Source organism: Bartonella sp. AA23NXGY (assembly GCF_042197165.1).
GTDB lineage: Bacteria > Pseudomonadota > Alphaproteobacteria > Rhizobiales > Rhizobiaceae > Bartonella.
On sequence record NZ_JBHIRO010000011.1, the window covers coordinates 1 to 20,423 of the forward strand.

19 protein-coding genes and 1 pseudogene are annotated in these 20,423 nt (G+C 38.3%); 11 read left to right on the plus strand and 9 right to left on the minus strand.

Going from position 1 to position 20,423, the window contains the following annotated elements:
* Positions 1-145: 145 nt before the first annotated feature.
* The 6 genes from ACFINY_RS06865 (at position 146) to ACFINY_RS06890 (ending at position 5,443) form a co-directional block, all read left to right on the plus strand.
* Entirely contained in the window at positions 146-289 is a 144-nt protein-coding gene (locus ACFINY_RS06865; protein ID WP_273790050.1) for a TrwH protein, read from the plus strand.
* On the plus strand, positions 286-987 hold the full coding sequence (locus ACFINY_RS06870) for a virB8 family protein (RefSeq protein WP_375606007.1): 702 nt from the start codon (positions 286-288) through the stop codon (positions 985-987). Before ACFINY_RS06865 ends, ACFINY_RS06870 begins: the two co-directional genes overlap by 4 nt.
* A 13-nt stretch (positions 988-1,000) precedes the next feature.
* Complete coding sequence (virB9, locus tag ACFINY_RS06875; RefSeq protein ID WP_375606008.1) at positions 1,001-1,807, plus strand: P-type conjugative transfer protein VirB9; 807 nt, start codon at positions 1,001-1,003, stop codon at positions 1,805-1,807.
* A complete protein-coding gene (gene virB10, locus ACFINY_RS06880) occupies positions 1,807-2,964 on the plus strand; it encodes a type IV secretion system protein VirB10 (RefSeq protein WP_375606219.1) in 1,158 nt (385 codons plus the stop codon). The genes virB9 and virB10 overlap by 1 nt, the downstream gene beginning before the upstream one ends.
* Entirely contained in the window at positions 2,939-4,000 is a 1,062-nt protein-coding gene (virB11, locus tag ACFINY_RS06885; protein ID WP_375612249.1) for a P-type DNA transfer ATPase VirB11, read from the plus strand. The genes virB10 and virB11 overlap by 26 nt, the downstream gene beginning before the upstream one ends.
* A 1,167-nt stretch (positions 4,001-5,167) precedes the next feature.
* Positions 5,168-5,443 (plus strand): hypothetical protein, encoded by a 276-nt coding sequence (locus ACFINY_RS06890; protein WP_375612248.1) that lies wholly within the window; start codon positions 5,168-5,170, stop codon positions 5,441-5,443.
* Between the two features lie 1,898 nt (positions 5,444-7,341).
* Here ACFINY_RS06890 and ACFINY_RS06895 read toward each other — a convergent pair.
* The 7 genes from ACFINY_RS06895 to rimM form a co-directional block, all read right to left on the minus strand.
* Positions 7,342-8,121: a succinate dehydrogenase iron-sulfur subunit gene (locus ACFINY_RS06895; RefSeq protein WP_005774220.1), complete on the minus strand. Its 780-nt coding sequence runs from the start codon at positions 8,119-8,121 to the stop codon at positions 7,342-7,344.
* A 14-nt stretch (positions 8,122-8,135) separates the two neighbouring features.
* Complete coding sequence (gene sdhA, locus ACFINY_RS06900) at positions 8,136-9,980, minus strand: succinate dehydrogenase flavoprotein subunit (RefSeq protein ID WP_375612247.1); 1,845 nt, start codon at positions 9,978-9,980, stop codon at positions 8,136-8,138.
* A gap of 6 nt (positions 9,981-9,986) precedes the next feature.
* Positions 9,987-10,373, minus strand: coding sequence for a succinate dehydrogenase, hydrophobic membrane anchor protein (gene sdhD / locus ACFINY_RS06905; protein ID WP_375612246.1), 387 nt, complete (start codon positions 10,371-10,373; stop codon positions 9,987-9,989).
* An 18-nt stretch (positions 10,374-10,391) separates the two neighbouring features.
* Complete coding sequence (gene sdhC / locus ACFINY_RS06910; protein WP_375606014.1) at positions 10,392-10,793, minus strand: succinate dehydrogenase, cytochrome b556 subunit; 402 nt, start codon at positions 10,791-10,793, stop codon at positions 10,392-10,394.
* 495 nt (positions 10,794-11,288) lie between these two features.
* Positions 11,289-11,729 carry a 50S ribosomal protein L19 gene (gene rplS / locus ACFINY_RS06915; RefSeq protein ID WP_375612245.1) on the minus strand — a complete coding sequence of 147 codons (441 nt, stop codon included), beginning with the start codon at positions 11,727-11,729 and terminating at the stop codon, positions 11,289-11,291.
* A 209-nt stretch (positions 11,730-11,938) separates the two neighbouring features.
* Positions 11,939-12,637, minus strand: coding sequence for a tRNA (guanosine(37)-N1)-methyltransferase TrmD (gene trmD / locus ACFINY_RS06920; protein WP_375612244.1), 699 nt, complete (start codon positions 12,635-12,637; stop codon positions 11,939-11,941).
* Positions 12,638-12,921: 284 nt separating this feature from the next.
* A complete protein-coding gene (gene rimM / locus ACFINY_RS06925) occupies positions 12,922-13,479 on the minus strand; it encodes a ribosome maturation factor RimM (RefSeq protein WP_375612243.1) in 558 nt (185 codons plus the stop codon).
* A gap of 132 nt (positions 13,480-13,611) precedes the next feature.
* Here rimM and ACFINY_RS06930 point away from each other — a divergent pair, with 132 nt between their 5' ends.
* A complete protein-coding gene (locus tag ACFINY_RS06930) occupies positions 13,612-14,433 on the plus strand; it encodes a SapC family protein (protein ID WP_375612242.1) in 822 nt (273 codons plus the stop codon).
* Positions 14,434-14,436: 3 nt separating this feature from the next.
* Complete coding sequence (locus ACFINY_RS06935; protein WP_375700940.1) at positions 14,437-15,405, plus strand: tyrosine recombinase XerC; 969 nt, start codon at positions 14,437-14,439, stop codon at positions 15,403-15,405.
* A gap of 18 nt (positions 15,406-15,423) precedes the next feature.
* Here the strand turns inward: ACFINY_RS06935 and ACFINY_RS06940 are convergent, their stop codons facing one another.
* The gene (locus ACFINY_RS06940) at positions 15,424-15,696 is read right to left on the minus strand and encodes a BolA family protein (protein WP_375612240.1); all 273 of its coding nucleotides are present in this window, start codon (positions 15,694-15,696) and stop codon (positions 15,424-15,426) included.
* Between the two features lie 124 nt (positions 15,697-15,820).
* Between ACFINY_RS06940 and ACFINY_RS06945 the strand changes: the two genes are divergently transcribed.
* From ACFINY_RS06945 to cobT, 3 genes are all read left to right on the plus strand, one after another.
* Positions 15,821-16,441 (plus strand): J domain-containing protein, encoded by a 621-nt coding sequence (locus ACFINY_RS06945; protein ID WP_375612239.1) that lies wholly within the window; start codon positions 15,821-15,823, stop codon positions 16,439-16,441.
* Between the two features lie 202 nt (positions 16,442-16,643).
* Positions 16,644-17,624 carry a cobaltochelatase subunit CobS gene (gene cobS, locus ACFINY_RS06950; protein WP_375612238.1) on the plus strand — a complete coding sequence of 327 codons (981 nt, stop codon included), beginning with the start codon at positions 16,644-16,646 and terminating at the stop codon, positions 17,622-17,624.
* Positions 17,625-17,638: 14 nt separating this feature from the next.
* The gene (cobT, locus tag ACFINY_RS06955; RefSeq protein ID WP_375612237.1) at positions 17,639-19,534 is read left to right on the plus strand and encodes a cobaltochelatase subunit CobT; all 1,896 of its coding nucleotides are present in this window, start codon (positions 17,639-17,641) and stop codon (positions 19,532-19,534) included.
* Positions 19,535-19,583: 49 nt separating this feature from the next.
* Here the strand turns inward: cobT and ACFINY_RS06960 are convergent.
* Positions 19,584-19,730, minus strand: a pseudogene (locus tag ACFINY_RS06960) (HaeIII family restriction endonuclease); the annotation flags it as partial.
* Positions 19,731-20,423: the final 693 nt, after the last annotated feature.

Genomic DNA, 20,423 nt, shown 5'->3' on the forward strand with positions numbered 1-20,423 from the left:
TGAAATTGAGCTATTTTCATAAATTAAAAAATGAAATTAAGAAAAGATAAATTATCGTAAACTATACACTTTACTTTAGTATCAAAATTATAATAATGACAACAAATATCAGAATGTGTATAACAGTAAAAAGAGTCATGTTAAAATGAAGTCGATCATACTTATAATTTTGATTGCAAACCTTTTATCGGCTTGTGCATTAGCACCAAAGCTAAAACAGCCCAATGACAGGAACCGCGTGCCTATTAATAAAACAATCCCTGCCGAAATCAAGCGAGGAGACAGATGAAAACAAAACAAGCAAAACCAGTGAAAGCCGAACAACTTAGAAGTTATTATGAAGAAAGCCGTGGCTTAGAACGTGATCTTATCAATGAATTTATAAGGTCGCGCAGAACGGCATGGCGTGTTGCGAGTACTGTGGGTCTTTTTGGCTTATTCGGTATGATATGTGGAGTTGTTGGATTTTCTCAACCAGCTCCAACTCCCTTAGTATTGCGCGTTGATAATACGACGGGTGCAGTTGATGTTATCTCAATCATGCGTGAACACGAAGAAAGCTATGGTGAAGTTGTAGATAGATATTGGCTAAACCAATATGTACTTAACCGCGAAACTTACGACTACGATACTATTCAACTGAACTATGACACAACAGCACTTTTAAGTGCGGCATCTGTTCAACAAGAATATTATAAAATCTATGATGGAGAAAATGCACGGGACAAAGTGCTTTCCAACAAAGCACGTATTACAGTTAAAGTACGATCAATCCAGCCTAATGGACTAGGTCAAGCAACTGTACGTTTTACGACTCAGCAACTTGACAGCAACGGTGCTGCTACTGGACCAAAACAGCACCAAATTGCAACAATTGGTTACACCTATGTTGGTGCACCCATGAAATCATCTGATCGATTGCTTAACCCCCTTGGTTTTCAAGTAACAAGTTACCGTTCTGACCCAGAAATACTGTTGAATGATTAAGGAATTGATTGTTATGAAAAAACTTGCGTTCGTTGTTCTATTGTCTTCGTTTTCTTCTCTTTATACGGTACCTGTGCAGGCGCTCAAAAGTCCATCAAATTCACAATATGATCACCGCATTCGCTATATAACATATAACGAAGCGGATGTGGTTCAAATTGAAACAGTTCTTGGTGTGGCAACACATATTATTCTTGAAGAAGGTGAACAGTACATAACTCATGCCTTTGGTGATTCTGAAGCCTATGCCTTTGCTCATAAAGGGCGGCATATTTTTATTAAACCAAAAGCAGAACTTGCCAATACCAATCTCATCGTTGTAACCGACAAACGGAGTTATAAATTCCGACTACAATTTCGGAATGACCGTGCGGGATCAACATATGAATTGGCTTTCCATTATCCCGATTCAAACGATGAAAAGTCAGAAGAAAACAATCGACGCCTTGCGATTGAACGTGGTTTTCACCAAAGCGTCAACGGCTATAATCTCAGTTATACCATGAGTGGTCACCAAGATATTGCTCCGATAAATGCTTGGGACAATGGGCGTATTACTTACTTTAAATTTCCCGCTAACATGGATATGCCATCGATTTATGTCGTAGATGCTGAAGGTAATGAAAGCTTAATACCACGCACCGTTATCGGCAGTTCTAATGATATTATCGCCGTTCATAAGGTCAATCCTAAATGGCTTATACGGCTTGGTAAACGCGCTCTAGCTGTTTTTAATGAAGCCTATGACCCCAATGGCGTACCAAACACAACAGGGACAGTATCTTCGGTGGTTTATCGTATCAATAAAGGAGGAAAATGATGTTTGACAATAAGGAAGGAGAGGGAAAAGGTACAAAACTGGACAACGTCGAACAAAAACATATTGAAGGTACCTATGGAGGGTCCGAACTAGGTTCTGAACGTCGTCCAACAATTCCAGGTACCCGTGCATTGTTAATGGTAGGACTTATTGTCATAGTAGCGATACCGATTGCCTTGACTTGGAAAGCTTTTAAAATGCGTAATACCGTGGAGGTTGAGGAAGAAAAACCACAACAAATAGTACAGCAAATTATACCAAACTATGTCCCTCGGATTATAGAAGAGCCAAAGATTGTAGAAGAAGCAGAAAAATCAACACAAACAGAAGATTCAAACTTGGATATTCCACCGGCATTGAGTAAACTTCTTCAAACAGCCATTCCTCCACATATGCTCCAAGATTCTGAAGAATTAGCACGCAAACGTATGCTCAGTTCTAGCCTTAACAACGGTGGTAGCGAAGGATCTACAGATACAAATAATAAAGCATCGAATAATGATAGAGGTAATGGCGTATTATTTGATAACCTTCAGCCCGTGCGTTTAGGTCAATCACATGCGATGCAACTTCGTAACCGTGACTTTTTGATTACACAAGGAACGCAAATAGATTGTACGTTAGAAACAAAAATCATTACATCACAACCCGGAATGACGACGTGTCATTTAACACGCGATATTTATTCCACGAGTGGACGTGTTGTTTTGCTTGACCGTGGTTCTAAAGTTGTTGGTTTTTACCAAAGTGGCATACAACAAGGACAAACGCGCGTGTTTGTGCAATGGTTACGCATTGAAACGCCTTCTGGTGTTGTTGTCAATCTTGACTCACCAGGCACAGGTCCTCTGGGTGAAGCGGGTATTGGTGGCTGGGTTGACAGACATTTTTGGGAACGATTTGGTAGTGCAATTATGGTAAGCATTATCGGTGATTTAGGAGAATGGGTAAGAGGAAAAGTTGGTAAAAGCAGCAAAGAAAATAAAGATAACTCACAAAATAAAGGAGCTCAGAATGCTGAATCTATAGCAATCGATGTTCTTCAAAATTCCATCAATATCACACCAACACTTTACAAAAACCAAGGCGAACGAGTAAATATTTTTGTTGCTCGTGATCTGGATTTCAGCGATGTCTACAGTCTCGTCACACGTTAACCCGATACAAAAAGATCAAGCAGTTTTTCAGCTTCTGCAACCGCTTGATTGTTTTTTAGAAGATCCCACGATCACTGAATTATCGATTTGCCGCCCCTGTGAAGTATGGACGAAAAGCTTTAAGGGTTGGCAACTACATAGCGTACCAGAGTTAACAACCACTTTTTTGCAAACGCTTATTACAGCTATTATCGTTTATAACGGTATGGCTCCCAGAAGTATTAATTATGTGCTCTTGCCTGGTGGACAACGTGGTACAATTATACAAACACCAGCTGTTGTTGATGGTGCTCTTTCCTTTGTAATTCGTAAACATTCTCTCATAGTTAAAACGTTAGAAGAACTCAAAGAAGAAGGGGCATTTGACGATTTTTCTGATGTAAGTTTTAATAAGCCTTCAGCAAAAGAAGCCAATAACTTGTTATCGAGGCAGGACTTCACACGGTTGGAACCATTTGAAGTTCAACTCTTACAAAGTAAACGTGAGGGAAAAATTCTTGAATTTTTGGAAGAATGCGTCCTTCACAAACGCAACATTATTATTGCAGGCAAAACAGGATCTGGTAAAACAACATTTGCTCGCTCTTTAATTGAAAAGGTCCCTGTAGAGGAGCGTATTATCACAATTGAAGATGTTCATGAGCTTTTTCTACCCAATCATCCCAATCATGTACATATGATTTATGGTAACAATGTAGGCCGTGTTTCAGCTGAAGAATGCCTAGATGCGTGTATGCGTCAGTCGCCTGACAGAATTTTTCTCGCTGAATTGCGAGGCAATGAAGCATGGGAATATCTCAATTCGCTCAACACTGGTCATCCCGGATCGATTACAACAACGCATGCTAACAGCGCTTTGCAGACATTTGAGCGATGTGCCACCTTGATTAAAAGATCAGAAATTGGCCGGCAACTCGAGTTAGAAATGATAAAAATCGTTCTCTATACAACAGTTGACGTAGTGTTGTTCTTTAAAGATAGAAAACTCTCTGAAGTCTTTTACGACCCGATTTTTGCTAAATCAAAAATCGCTTAAGGGGAGCTTCCTCTCTCGGTAATATGAAGCAAACAAAAATAGCCGTAACTAATTGTTACGGCTATTTATTTAACTTTTCCTATTCTCTTTGCTTCTCCAATGGATTTTCTACACTCTTCATGAAGAAAAAAAGAAAAAAGTTAATAGACAACAACTCTACGAGAAAACAAAATTATACATAAGGCTCTCTTTATTCTCTTGCCTTTGATCATTCTTTCCATTTACCTTTTGAAAAAGTATCTTTGATGCAAAAAAGAAAAAATAGCTGCAAAATAAATATTTAAACAAAAGAAAAGAATAAATTTTGATTCGCCTATCAATGAAAGCTTCGTAAAATAGGTACTTTCGATCATCACAAATAATTATCGTCATCAAGACCAAAACTTATCGTTTAAAAATTCTAAGCACTATTTTCAAGTGATTAATAAATATGTTTTTTAACCAAACAATCTCCAAATACGGAAAACCTCATACGAAATAAATTATCATTTCGATTTAGCATCCATAAACCACGTTCTATTTGGTAATAAAAAGTATAGTGGTATATAGACGTCTTCTTCGGACGAAGAAAGATTCTTAACCTCCAGTTGTTCGTAAACAACCAAATTTCTCTTAAGAAAGCTTTGCTAACCATATCACGTGGCTTATGTCCCTCTCCTAAAGACGATATCCATAGATTCCATAAGGTAAGCTCTACTCTGAATATTCCTGCTCTCTTCTCTGCACCACAAAAAGCAAAAATTCCTAAAAGAACAGATCTACAATCACTCTTCTTAAGATGCATCACATTGTCTTATAAAGAGTGTTCATTATTTTGCGTGTTGGATAAAAGATCTTAGTACCGTAGGATTCTCTCATTTCAAAGCTGTTTATTAACCAAAACCATGTCTCTTGCACATTATAAGTAAATAAAGCCGTATAGAATGAAACTGTACAAAAAAGCACTAAAAATGCCTTTTATAAACCATCCAAAATGCCAAAAATTGTCACAACATTGGGAGTTTGCAAAGTGTCTAATGGCGCCCAACTTGCTCTTTTATGAAGTGTAAAAATGGAGATGCTCTATAAATTTTATATTATTCATCGGGGCTTTACCATTATACCATCCACGAGCTCTGTAGTGAAATAAGCTTAGGCACCTTAAAGAAAGGTTTCTTAAAAACAAGCTTGCAAATTGACAAGCAAAGTGTATTTGGCTCGGGGCGTTCTGTTTTACATAAGGGTTTTGATCTTATTAAAGAACGAGAGAAACAAAAGCGTGAAGCAATGCGTAATCTCTATTATTTAAAAGACATTACTCTAGATGCTTTTGAAAGTCGTAAAGCAGAATTAAAAAATGATGCTAAAAATGGAAACTGGTTTGCACCTTTACAGCTTCATATTCTCCTCAAATTAGGCGGCTGTATAGCAACTTTCAAAGATTACGCCAACAGAGATACATAATACTCTTAACTCCCATTTGATAAGTAAAAGCTGCAACAGCAAAAGCTCTTTTAGAAAAACAACGCCATAAAGTCATTAATAAACCGGCAATGAATTGGAGAAATGTTCCAGATTTTTATCAAACACTCTGCAAAGCAACAATAATGATACAACTGGCTTTGCATCTGCTTATTCTTACAGGTGTTCGTACCCATCTCTTGCATCAATTCGTGAAGATCAGATTGAAGAGGATATATGAACAATTCTTGGCTCGAGAATACGAACGGTCTGCGTGATACTACAGGAGATTTCACATGCCATTATGATCACAAATATTAAAAATTTTAAAATAAGCACGCTTGTTTTTTCGCAATGATTTCTGTTTTCTGTAACCGGTCGTAGTCCTTATTAATGTGAAGTTCCTATCACAATATATAAGAGAGATTAGACTAAAAACCTGTCCACGTAGATTTCGCTCTAGTTTACGTAATTGGCTAACAGACTCCACCTATCACACCTCAAAGGACGAAGCCTCTCACGCCACTGATCTGCAAACAATCCGCCCCCTCACCTAGCAGATTTCACCTTCTAACCACTCTAATTACCACATCCTAAATAAGATAGTGTTTTACAGCACAACAGAATAAATACCAAAACAATGGCTGATTATACCGTTAATACTTGGACACCTCTCTTTCATGTTAAGAAATATCTTTTATGCTAAAAAATAAAATAAAAAACACTTTTACTGCTTAAATAACTTTCTTCAGCATATATACAAGAAAAAATGAAATCCCCTAACATAATAAAAAATCCCCTAACATAATAAATAAGACCTAAATCTAGAAATCTCTATTTTTTATAGATAAAAACATATAAAATAAAAACCCACGAAACTCATAAAAATACAACATGTTTTCTTTGATGATTGAATTCATTCAACTCAAACGAACCTATAAACATCCCTTGTACCACATTCGCAACACGTGTTCTTAGAATTCTCACTAGCCTTTTCTAAATTTTTAGAAAAAACTATAAATTTGATATTTTTTAAAAACGTCTTATTTGCTCTTTAGTGAATTTAAATCTATGATGTTACAATATTTTTTAATTACTACCCCCTTAACTATATAATCTATCTCTACAATAGAGAAGGATTTTACGTTCTCCATTTTTTAAGAACTATAAATTTTGCTTTTTAATACGATTAACAATCCAATCTTTAAAACAAAAAATATGACCTTTATATATATATATATAATGATATTATCAAAAATTCCTAATCCTTGAATATTAGCAATGTTTTCGATATTACAATAAATGTGTCGTAAAATGACGAATTGTCATAATGATCACTCCTTTGTATTTCATTTAGATAATTTACATGCGTTATAATATTTGTATCAGCATTTATTTTTTGTGCTCTATTTATAAAGAGTAATCATTTTTTATAAAAAATGATTACTTGAATCTGCATCAAATTATAAATTATGATGCGAATTTAATAAAAATAAAAACACATGGCATATTGATTTTATTGTTTTTACATAGAACGCTATTTAAAGTATAGTTTACTCGAAAGACTAATGCCTTTTAAAGGCAATAATAACTATGCTAACCGCCTCATAGAAGCCAATAAATTTTTAGAGATTAAGCCTCAAAGAGGCACAAAAACACGCACAATTTTCTATTTTTCTTTTTACTGTTCGTTAATCGGTCAAATTTCAAAGATAATATTCAACTATGAGTTTTCTGCTCAGTCATTGCAAGGATTGCTTAATTTTTAGGGATTACTTCACTTTTAGAATGATTATAGCTACTGCGCTCCCATAAGCAGCCAATCTTCTTTTAGAGATTTAATTGCTAAAAGGAGATACAATTTTCCACCTTGCGCTTTATTTTGATCAATCAGTAAATTTTCAGAGGCGGCGTTCAACCATGAGTTTTTTAATTTCAGCAATTGCTTTCGCTGGATTTAATCCCTTTGGACAAGTTTGCGCACAATTCATAATCGTATGGCAACGATAAAGGCGGAAAGGATCTTCTAAATTATCAAGACGTTCACCACACATCTCATCACGTGAATCCGCAATCCAGCGATAAGCTTGAAGCAAAACAGCGGGCCCCAAATAACGATCACCGTTCCACCAATAACTTGGACATGAAGTCTGACAACACGCACACAAAATACATTCATAAAGGCCATCGATTTTTTGGCGATCGGAGTGACTTTGTAACCATTCTTTTGCAGGTTCAGGAGAAACTGTTTGCAACCAAGGCTCAATGACTCGGTGTTGTGCATAAAAACGCTTTAAATCAGGAACCAAATCTTTAACAACCGGCATGGAAGGCAACGGATAGACCTTAATGGGATGTTTTACATCATCCATCCCTTTGGTACAAGCTAATGTATTGGTTCCATCAATATTCATCGCACATGAACCACAGATGCCTTCACGGCATGATCGACGAAGTGTCAAAGTTGGATCAATATGGTTTTTAATAAACAAAAGCCCATCAAGAATCATAGGACCACAAGCAGAACGATCCACATAATAAGTATCTAAATGAGGATTTTCCTCATCATCAGGCGACCAACGATACACGTGAAATTCCGTCAGCTTTGTAGCACCTTCAGGTTTAGGCCAAACCTTTCCCGGTTTTACTTGAGAATTTTTGGGAAGCTTAATTTGTACCATATTTCATTCTCCCCTTAATAAACCCGTTTTTTAGGTGCAATGCGCTTTAAATCGATCCCACCATCAGCTTCAGATGTTAACGGGTCCACATGGACAGGTCGATATGATAATGTCACCTTACCCTCTTTTGACAAATGTGAAATCGTATGTTTACGCCAGTTTTTATCATCACGCTCTGGATAATCTTCACGAGCGTGAGCGCCACGGCTTTCTGAACGTGCTTCGGCAGAATGAACAGTCATGATTGCATTCGCCATAAGATTTTCAAGCTCTAATGTTTCAACCAAATCAGAATTCCATATCAGAGAACGATCTGTGACTTTGAGATCCGACAATTCCCCCCAGATTTTATTCATCCGTTGACATCCCTGTTTCAAAGAATCTTCTGTACGGAAGACTGCTGCGTCTTCTTGCATCGTGCGTTGCATTTTTTCACGCAATACAGCTGTTGGTATTGCCCCTTGTGCAAAACGTAAACGATCAAAACGCGCTATAATTTCGTCAACAGCTTCTTCATTGATGGGTGGCATTTCTGCATTCCGATCAATAACTTCACCCGCGCGAATGGCAGCAGCACGACCAAACACCACAAGATCAATTAATGAATTTGACCCCAAGCGGTTAGCACCATGAACAGAAGCACATCCTGCTTCTCCTACCGCCATCAGCCCTGGTTGAATACGATCAGGCGAATCAGCCGTTGGATTGAGAACTTCCCCGTAGTAATTGGTAGGAATCCCACCCATATTATAATGAACCGTTGGCAAGATGGGGATAGGCTCTTTTGTTACATCCACCCCTGCAAATATCCGTGCTGATTCTGAAATCCCTGGTAACCGCTCATGCAAGATTGCAGGATCAATATGATTGAGAACCAAATGAATATGATCCTTCTTAGGTCCAACGCCACGCCCTTCACGAATTTCAAGTGTGATACAACGCGAAACCAAGTCACGTGAAGCCAAATCCTTAAAGGAAGGTGCATAACGCTCCATAAAGCGTTCACCTTCAGAATTGATTAAATAGCCTCCTTCACCACGAGCTCCTTCTGTAATTAAGCAGCCAGAACCGTAAATCCCTGTCGGATGGAATTGCACAAACTCCATATCCTGAAGTGGCAATCCAGCACGTGCGATCATTCCACCACCATCACCCGTACAGGTATGCGCCGATGTCGCAGAAAAATAAGCGCGTCCATAACCACCGGTTGCAAGAACAACCATTTTGGCAGAAAAACGATGTATTGTACCATCATCGAGATTCCATGCCACAACCCCCGTACAAACCCCATCCGTCATGATGAGATCGAGTGCAAAATATTCAATAAAAAATTGCGCATTATGCTTTAAGCTTTGTCCATAAAGCGTATGCAAAATGGCATGGCCTGTACGGTCAGCTGCTGCGCAAGTACGCTGAACAGGCGGACCTTCACCAAATTGTGTCGTATGTCCACCAAAAGGACGCTGATAAATTTTGCCTTCTTGCGTTCGCGAAAAAGGAACGCCATAATGTTCTAATTCATACACAGCAGCAGGAGCATTACGCACCAAATATTCCATTGCATCGGTATCGCCCAACCAATCAGAACCTTTCACGGTATCATATAAATGCCACTGCCAATTGTCAGGTCCCATATTTGAAAGCGATGCAGCAATTCCCCCTTGTGCTGCAACCGTATGTGAGCGCGTTGGAAAAACCTTCGTAATACAAGCTGTCTTTAATCCTTGTTCTGCCATACCCAGTGTCGCACGTAATCCTGCACCACCTGCCCCAACAACAACAACATCAAATTTATGATCTACAGTGCGATAAGGGGCGTTACCTGCTTTAGCACCCAGAAATGATCCTGTACCCGCCATACTTGTTTAACCCCCTAATGCAATTTTCAAAAGAGAAAAAATAATGATACCACCTATGAGAAAACAAAATAAAATATTTAACGTCAAAAAGAATATCCGAAAACCTTCACGTGGAATATAATCTTCAATCACTACCTGCATACCAAGTTTCATATGATAAAGGACCGAAAAAGTCATCAATCCCATCAAAATAGCAACAATAGGATGTGCAAGTCTTGCACGCACAATACTATAATCCTTTCCCACAAGCGAAAGAATAAGAACAATAAAAAATATCAAAAGTGGTAGATTGATAAACCCCGTCAAACGTTCTAGCCAAAAATGCTCTGTTCCTTCATGAGCACTGCCACGCCCCCGTACTTTTCCAAGTTCCGTTCGAAAATCTTTTTTCATGTCTCTTTTCACCCCCAGCTAAACAACGGTATATCCAATAATCCAAATCGCAAAAGTAACAATAAGAGAAATAAACACTGTCGCCCAAGCAGTGACTGTTGCCTTTTCTTTTGCCAAAAGGCAAGGCTTCAGATCCCAAACAATGTGGCGAACACCACCAACCATGTGATGAACCCCTGCCAAAGTATAAAGAAACAAAATACACAATCCAAACCAAGAACTATAAATTTCGTAAACTGTTCTAAATGTCTCCTCGCCACACGCAATAGCAATTAACCAAACAGCAAGAAAAACCGTTCCAACATAAAGTGCCATACCCGTAATGCGGTGTGCAATGGACATGGCCATAGTAATTGTCCAACGATAAATACTTATATGAGGGGAACGAGGGCGCTCTTTTATCCTAGTTGTCTCTATCATAAAATATCCTGACCTGGTTTATCATAAAATATCCTGACCTGGTTTTTGCAACCGCAATGAACGAGAAAGTTCGCGCAAAACGACTAAACATACTCTCTCGTTTTTACTTGTTTGGCATCTCAAGATACCGATATTACAGGTCGGTTGTCTCAAATAACGGATTAAAGGTCACGCATAAAAAAACCGATTACTCCCTGGATATGATCCGCAAAACTCGCCTTAATCTAATACACTTTTATCTTCACGTCAAAGGTCTAAAATCTTTTCCAAATATAAACAGACATTTTTTCAGATTAAACTTATCCTTTTGAGTATTCACGATATACGCAATAGTCTCTTAAACTGCACCCATAATTAAGAATAAAAAGAGGAAAAATTGATAGATTGAACATTTTTATGTCCACTCCAAGCCTTTTAAAAGGCAAAACGAATCAAGAAAGACACAAATAAGCGGCATAAAAGCCGCTTTTGCATAAAGTTTAGCCGATATAATCTTTACTCAGAAACTTGCTTTTCAACATCTGTGCTGACAGATGCTGCTTCTACTTTCTCAACAACCTTTTCAGCTTTTTTCCGATAATCTCTCTTTTCAGCTATACGTGCAGCTTTACCTCTCAAGCCACGTAGATAATAGAGTTTTGCACGGCGCACTTTACCACGGCGCACCAGCTCAACACCTTCAATCAAAGGAGAATAAACAGGAAATACCCTCTCCACCCCTTCACCATAAGAAATCTTGCGTACTGTAAAGGTCTCATTCAACCCACCGCCTGAACGCGCAATACAGACACCTTCATAAGCCTGAACACGCGTCCGTGTACCTTCTGTCACACGCACCATAACACGGACTGTATCTCCTGGCTGAAATGCTGGAAATTGGCGCTTTTCTTCAATTTTTGCACATTGTTCAGCTTCAAGCTGTGCGATAATATTCATTTCTTTTATCCTTCATGTTCTTTATCGAACAGTCAGAGCGCTCAACTCTTACCAAAAAAGCCTTTATTAAGAATAAGGAGCTCTTTAGGCTATGTCTTACACAGGAGCGAATACACCATTCCTTCATTTTAATTTTGGAACTACAGAAAACCTTTTATAAAAAACTCTCTAAAAAGAGAGCCATGCAATACACCACCTTATCATATGAATCAAGTTTTCTGATGATTTTTATTATAACGCGCATAAAGATCAGGGCGACGTTGACGTGTTAACAATTCGGCTTGGCTTTGACGCCAATCTGCGATCGCTTTGTGATGACCTGAGAGCAATACAGGCGGAATACCCCGCCCTTCGAAAAGAGAAGGGCGGGTATATTGCGGATGTTCCAGCAAGTCATTTTCAAAACTTTCACACCTTGCAGAAGCTGCATTCCCCATCACTCCGGGCAGAAGACGTATAATAGCATCTAAGATAACCAATGCAGCTGTTTCACCCCCTGAAAGAATATAATCACCAATAGAAACTTCTTCTAATTCTCGTGCTTCTATGACTCGCTCATCAACCCCTTCAAAACGTCCACAAACTAACGTTACACCCGTATCACGAGCCAAGCTATGCGCGTAAGCTTGGTCAAAAGGACGCCCACGTGGACTCATCAACAATCTTGGCGAATCCTGTGGACAGCAGTCAAGAGCAGCCGCCAATACATCCGCCCGCATTACCATACCAGCTCCCCCACCAGCAGGTTTATCATCAACGCTATGGTGTTTGTCTAAAGCAAAATCCCTAATCTGTACCGTCTCCAGTGACCAAATTCCACGCTCTAAAGCTTGCCCTGCTAAAGAATACCCTAAAAAACCAGGAAACATTTCAGGATAAAGGGTTAAAACGCGCGCCTGAAATTTCATTTTATTTCTTATCCTTATTTTCTTAAACAGACTCTTAATAGCAAAAATAGCACAAACAAGACTTTTAACGCTATAGCGTTAATCTGAGTCTTCTTGATCTGCGCCATATTCAATACGATCCTTCTAAATACTTGCACTAAAAAAGACTCTAAAAATTCAGGACTATTTCGAGATAAAGTGCTTACAATATCTGCTCAAAAGAGCATTTTTAATATTTTCACACATTCCACTTTTTATTGACGAAATTCATCTGTTGTTTTTTACCTTCATCTTTATTTTTAGATTCAAGCTATTTCCTTTTTCTCATTGTCTCCCCCATCAATTAAACCAGCGGCCATGGGATCAACAACAAGAAAACCAGAATCCATACAAATTTCTGGTACCGCCGCCTTACTAAAGGGAATAAGAACTCTTTTACCTGTATTCAAACGTATTTCAAGCAAATCACCAGCCCCGAAATTAAAAAAACCACACACTTCACCTAAGATTTTCCCCCCACAATCTTGGACACACAAGCCTATTAAATCGACTTGATAAAACTCATCCTCCATCAAATCATCAATTAATTGATCACGCGTCACATAAAGGCGAATACCTTTTAAAGACTCAGCCGCATTACGATTTTCTACCCCTTTAAAACGTACAATCGCCTTATTTTTTTGTATGCGAAGAGTTACAATTTCATAAGAACGCCCCATATCATCATAAAGAGTGCTGTAAAACTTGAAACGCTGTGGCTCAGCACTTAGAATTTTAACAAAAACATCTCCTTTTATACCATGAGGCATACCAATAATGGCAAGATAGACTTTATTTTTAAGCTTTTCTTTATTATACTTCATGCAAAAATATTATCTCTCAAAAATGAACCCTTCAATCTTATAGTTTTCTATTCAATCTTGTTGCCATATGAGACAATCTTCTAAAAGACCTTTCTTGGTAACAAAAAACAAATTAATAAAGGAGAAAGTCTTATGGCAAATATTATGCTATTTTACAAAGATATCACACCAATCAACAAAATTTCCCATAAAAATCTAAAATTTGCTCCTCCAACTGATATGTCTTTTGCCAAGGATACTCATTGGGTTCCTTTAGCAAGTACTGAATATTTTCAAGCAGCGCTAGACTATCCTATTTTATTTATGTGCGCCGAAGATGAACAAAAAAAACGGCACTACACATCCGCAGCTCTTGTCGGTCTTTCTAATGACGAAAATGACTATATCGCTTCTGATAAAAGTTGGAAAAACAATACTTATGTTCCAGCTTTTGTCCGTCGCTATCCTTTTGTTTTGGCACAAATTAGCAATGAAAAAGAACTTTCTGTCTGCTTTGATCAACAGTCCGGTATGTTTAATGAAGTTGCAGGAACAGAACTTTTTAATTCCGATGGCTCTATTTCTCCTTTTATGGAAGAACGTATTCGCTTTCTTGAAAGTTTTAAAATCGCTATGGAGAAAACCTCTGAGTTTATTGATGCTCTTGTAGAAATGGATCTTCTAAGCCAAAAATCCATCAATGTGAAAAACGATAAAGGTCTCTCAGCGCAATTGGAACATTTTTGGGTTGTTGATGAAGAAAAATTGAATAAATTATCAGCAAGCCAACTTGCCAAACTTCATAAAAATGGCTTTTTAGGATTAATTTTTGCGCATTTGATGTCAACACACAATCTTGTGAAAATACTCTCTCTCAAAGGTGAAAAGCAACTTATCAATCGTGAAGAGCAACCCCAAAACAAGAATGGTCATTCTAACGATGAAAAATCTAAAAAGAAAGAAACTCTCAACTAGATAATGCCCATCAAAAACGACAAGAGAAAAGATGAAAATATTCCTCTCATTCCAGCAGACCATGCAATTTTAAAAGCAAGGAAAAATTGGTTAGAGTGTCTTACCCAAACACGTCGTATGTCAGCACAAACAGTGCAAGCCTATGAACGTGATACGCGGCAATTTTTGTCTTTTCTCTGTCAGCACTTAAATCATACACCAACCCTTACAGATCTTGCTCATTTACGCATCAGTGACTTGCGTGCTTATCTTGCTTATCGGCGTACAAACAATATAAGTGCGTGCTCTTTAAGCCGAGGGGTGGCAGGCATCCGTTCTTTTTTCAAATACTTATCACGTGAAGGAATCGTCAATGTTCCCGCGGCTCAACTTATCCGAAGCCCCAAACACCCCAAATTGCTCCCAAAACCTTTAGCGATAAAATCAGCACTTCACATAGTCAAACAAGAAAATCAACTGGAAAATGAACCTTGGATTAGCGCTCGTAATGCTGCTGTCCTCATGCTTCTTTATGGCTGTGGAATGCGAATATCAGAAGCCTTAAGCCTCACACCAGAACAATTTTCTGATCCTAAAAAAACAAGTTTATTTATAACAGGAAAAGGCGGCAAAACACGCCTTGTTCCCCTCATAAAAATTGTTTACGAAGCCGTACAAAATTATCTTCAATGCTGCCCATATCCTTTATTGGATAACCAACCCATATTTCGTGGTGCGCGGGGTGGTCCCCTACAGCCTGCCATTATTCAAAAAGCTGTCCGTAATTTACGTGCAAGCCTTGGTTTACCAGAAACTGCAACGCCTCATACACTGCGCCATTCTTTTGCCACCCATCTTTTATCACGGGGGGGAGATTTGCGCACGATTCAAGAACTTCTTGGGCACGCTAGTCTTTCCACCACACAAATCTATACCCACGTCGATACAGACCATTTGTTAAAAATCTATCAAAAGGCCCATCCCCGTTCCTAAAAACGTCTCATCAAAAAATTAGAGTGTTTCAACCTCAAGTGCCAAAGCATGAACACAAGTAGCTAACTCTTCTTGTAAAACTTTATAAATCGCTCGATGTATTTCTACGCGTGTCATATTAGAAAAAGAAGAAGATAAAATTTTCACTCGAAAATGTGTTTCTCCTTTACCATCAAAAGCATGTTCATTATGAGGATGCCCCTCATGAAGATGACTTTCGTTAATCACTTCAAGCTGTTGCGGATGAAAAGCATCCTGAAGCTTTCTCTGAATTATTGTTTCTATAAACATTTTTCATTCCTCAAACAAAATGAACGTGCAAAAATACACCTTTTTCATAATAGAATAAGTGTGAAAACAAATTTTTCAAAAGTCAATTCTTGTAAAATTAATCAATTTTGCATAAACCAATAATATGACAATAACATCTAAATTATTCGATTCAATTCGCATAAGCTCAAATAAAAAACAAAAAGCTGAGCCAGAAGCACAACAGTGTCAGTGGGAAGGTTGTGAAAAAACAGGGTCCCATAAAGCACCAGCAGGTCGAAATCACGAAGGACAATATTTATATTTTTGTATTGAACACGTACGCGCCTATAATAAAAATTTTAATTACTTCTCTGGTCTTAGCAATAAAGATATCGCAAAATTTCAAAAGGATGCTCTCACAGGACATCGTCCGACATGGCCTACAGATCTGAGCAATGGTACATCGAAAAAAACAGCCGCGAATTATGCAAAGATTCGCTCTGGAACAGCTGCCTATCAAAATCGCATGCGCGATCCCTTCACGCTTTTTACTGGGCAGCATTCAAACAATAAGTTCTCACGAAAATTAAAGCCCTTAGAAGCAAAAGCTTTTGATACACTGGGACTACAGGCAAACGCTTCAGCAGAAGACATCAAAATGAAATATAAAGAGTTGGTAAAAAAGCACCATCCTGATTCCAATGGTGGTAATCGTGCTTCAGAAGAGCGCTTTCGTGATGTTTTACATGCTTACAATTTGCTAAAAAAGTCTGGTTTGTGCTGAAAACATGCGCTTATATGAGTCTATTTTCATTTAGACCATCATTATTTGCGCAAAATGTTACTTTTTTTGCAAAACATTATAGAATACGTAAAAAAATCTTTCTTCAATATCTAAGGCTCTCATTATAGAGCATTGCATAAATACTTTAACTCTTGTATCGTTTCTAATGAATAAATAGCGTCCTCTCCCTTCCAGAAACATAATGACAAATCTTACCGTTGAAAATGTGCCCGATATTACACTTTGTGCTCGCGATCTATTTCATATTGAAACAGATCTGAAAGTCCCTGCTTTTAGCACAAAAAGTCCCCATGTTCCTGATATCGATCCTGATTATCTTTTTGATCAGCAAACAACTTTAGCGATTCTCGCAGGTTTTACCTTTAACCGCCGTGTAATGGTTTCTGGCTATCACGGTACAGGGAAATCAACGCATATTGAACAAGTTGCTGCACGTCTTAACTGGCCTTGTCTTCGCATTAATCTCGATAGTCATGTAAGTCGTATCGATCTTGTAGGAAAAGATGCTATCGTTTTAAAAGATGGCTTACAAATCACTGAATTTAAAGAGGGCATTTTGCCATGGGCTTATCAAAATAATATTGCTCTTGTTTTCGACGAATATGATGCGGGGCGTCCCGATGTTATGTTTGTCATCCAACGCGTTCTTGAAACCTCTGGAAAACTAAGCTTACTTGATCAAAGCCGTGTCATCTCTCCACATCCAGCGTTTCGTCTTTTTGCAACAGCAAATACCATTGGTCTTGGCGATACAACCGGTCTTTATCATGGTACCCAACAAATTAATCAAGCTCAAATGGACCGCTGGTCTATTGTTACGATACTCAATTATTTACCCCATGATAAAGAGGTTAATATCATTTGTTCAAAGGTCAAATCTTTTCAAACGGCTGAGGGAAAAAAGACAATTTCACAAATGGTTCATGTTGCTGATATGGTACGCCAATCTTTTATCAATGGAGATCTTTCAACTGTCATGAGTCCACGTACCGTCATTACTTGGGCAGAAAATACAACAATTTTTCAAGATGTCGGCTTTGCCTTCCGATTAACCTTTCTCAATAAATGTGATGAACTCGAACGTGCCACTGTTGCAGAATTTTATCAACGCGCCTTTGGACAAGAGCTTCCCGAATCACTCATTCATGGTGTTTCGCCTTAAGGAATCTGTCACTCATGGCTACCGATATTGGCGACAACAAAAATCCGGCAAAAGATTCTTCCAACAACACTCTTAATGCTGAAGCTTTTAAAAAAGCACTTTCCGCCTGTATGCGTGCGATTGCAGGCACAAACAACCTTGAAGTTTCCTTTAGTCATAACCGACCATCTTTAAGCGAAAGTTGCGCGCGTTTACCAGAATTACCTCAATACGCAACGAATAAAGACATCACTATTACCCGCGGACTAGGTGATTCCATGGCTCTGCGCAAAGCATGGCATGACAACCGCATTCACATGCAATTTTCTCCACTAGAATCAGAAGCACGTGCTGTCTTTGATGCCCTCGAACAAACACGTGTTGAAGCAATTGGTACTTTAGCCATGGAGGGACTTGCAAAAAATCTTGATGTCATGCTCGCCGATAAATACAAAAGAGCCCATTATCATAAAATTAGCAACCAAAGTGAAGCCCCCATCCAAGAAGCGATTGCACTTTTATTGCGTGAAAAAATAACAAAGCGCGCAGCTCCAAGAGAAGCGGGTTCTGTCTTAGAATTGTGGCGTAAAGAACTCGAACAAAAAGCAGCATCACAACTCAATGAACTCCCACATCATATTTACAACCAACAAGCTTTTGCACAGATTGTTCGCCAAATGCTTGTTACACTCAAAATGACAGTGCAACAAGCTGAAGCTTCTAACAGTGAAAACAATAAAAAATTAAAAAATGCGTGTGAACCTCAAGACCAAAGAGAAGAAGAGAGTAAAAACAAAAAACACGCTCAAAGTGAAGAACAAACCAGCACTGAACAAGAAAGTGATGTGCAAGATGATGGAAAAACACAAGCGACACAATCAAACAACAATGATCAAGCTGACGGCGAGCAAAAAAATGGACCTTGGCAAGAAAAGCCGAGCAAACCCAAACACCTTTTTTCTGATTCGGAACAAATGCAAAGACTTGGCAATTATAAAATCTTCACCCGTCAATTTGATGAAATTTTGGAAGCAACAGATTTTTGTTCTGAAAACGAGTTAGATCACTTACGCCGTTATCTTGATAAGCAAATCAATCATCTGCAAAACATCGTTGGACGTTTAGCAAACCGTCTCCAGCGCCGCTTGATGGCGCAACAAAATCGCAACTGGAACTTTGACCTTGAAGAAGGATATCTTGATACAACACGGCTTCCACGTCTAATTATTGACCCCATGCAACCCCTTTCTTTTAAAATGGAAAGCAACACCCAATTTCGGGACACAGTTGTTTCACTCCTCATTGATAATTCTGGCTCAATGCGCGGACGCCCCATTAGCGTTGCTGCAAGTTGTGCTGATATTTTGGCACAAACTCTTGAACGTTGTGGTGTCAAAGTTGAAATTTTAGGTTTTACCACCAAAACTTGGAAAGGGGGAAAATCGCGCGAACAATGGCTTACCCAAAACAAACTCCATAATCCTGGACGCCTCAATGATTTATGCCATATCATCTATAAAAGTGCTGATACCCCATGGCGTCGCGCACGACGCAATTTAGGTTTAATGATGCAAGAAGGATTATTAAAAGAAAATATCGACGGAGAAGCTTTAATTTGGGCTCATCAACGCCTTTTATCACGGCGTGAACAACGTCGCATCCTCATGGTCATTTCTGATGGCGCTCCTGTTGACGATTCGACACTATCGGTCAACTCCAGCAATTATTTAGAAAAACACTTACGCGCAGTGATTCAAGAAATCCAAACACACTCCCCTATCGAACTCATTGCCATTGGAATTGGTCATGACGTCACACGTTATTATCAACGTGCTGTAACAATTATGAATGCTGAAGAACTCGCCGACGCCATAACAAAACAATTAGAAATACTTTTTAGTGATAAAAGAACTCATATTCATAAGAAATGAACCTGCCTTGAATTAGCAACGATTACATTTTAAAAAATTATCTCTATCATTAAACCATCGGAATTTGATGGCTAACAACCTGAGAAGATAATCCCACAAATTGAATATCGAATTTTAAAGAAGCTTCTACTTTACTGGATGCATTATGAGCTCTAAAAGAAATGCTCCAACCATCTTCAAAAATTGTAATGAGTTTGTTTTTACTTTCTGGTTATATTGCGACTGATAAAGTTTTGCTTAGAACTTTCCATTTACGACCATATCCCAGAGTACCATTCAAATTCAAAGACTGAATAATCACCCATTTTTGTCTCGATCTTGTGTTATTTCATTATATTGAAATACACGTATATAGAAAAATATCTCCACTAGACATAGCTCTAAAATGCTGCTCTCACAGAAAATATAATACCTAAACTTTCACCTTCAGTAATACAAAAAGATAAAAGTTGTATTTATTATACGAAAAAAAAGAGGATATTTTAAACACTAAGAATTTCTTTATAAAAGAATCGGCATAAATGGATTCATAGCAATTTTTCGGCAAAAATTGCTAAAGCAAGCGAAAGCCAACCTGTCCCCTAACCTTCCCAAAACAGTACTCACCACGGGTGATCTATCAACATAAGCTCCCATCTCATGGATAAAAGAAAAAATCTTTACTCACATAAAATATAAGAAAAACACGAAAAAAAATATTACTTCATTCACGAAAAAGAACACACCATTATATATCTTATCCGCACTCCTACATTCTTCCTTGCTTCCAAGCTTATTTCACAACAGCGCCCATATATGGCATAATGCAAAATCCAGAATCATCCTTTACTTTACAAGCTACAAGCCAAAAGCAGAATCCTACTTTCAAGTTTCCAATGTTTTTAAGATA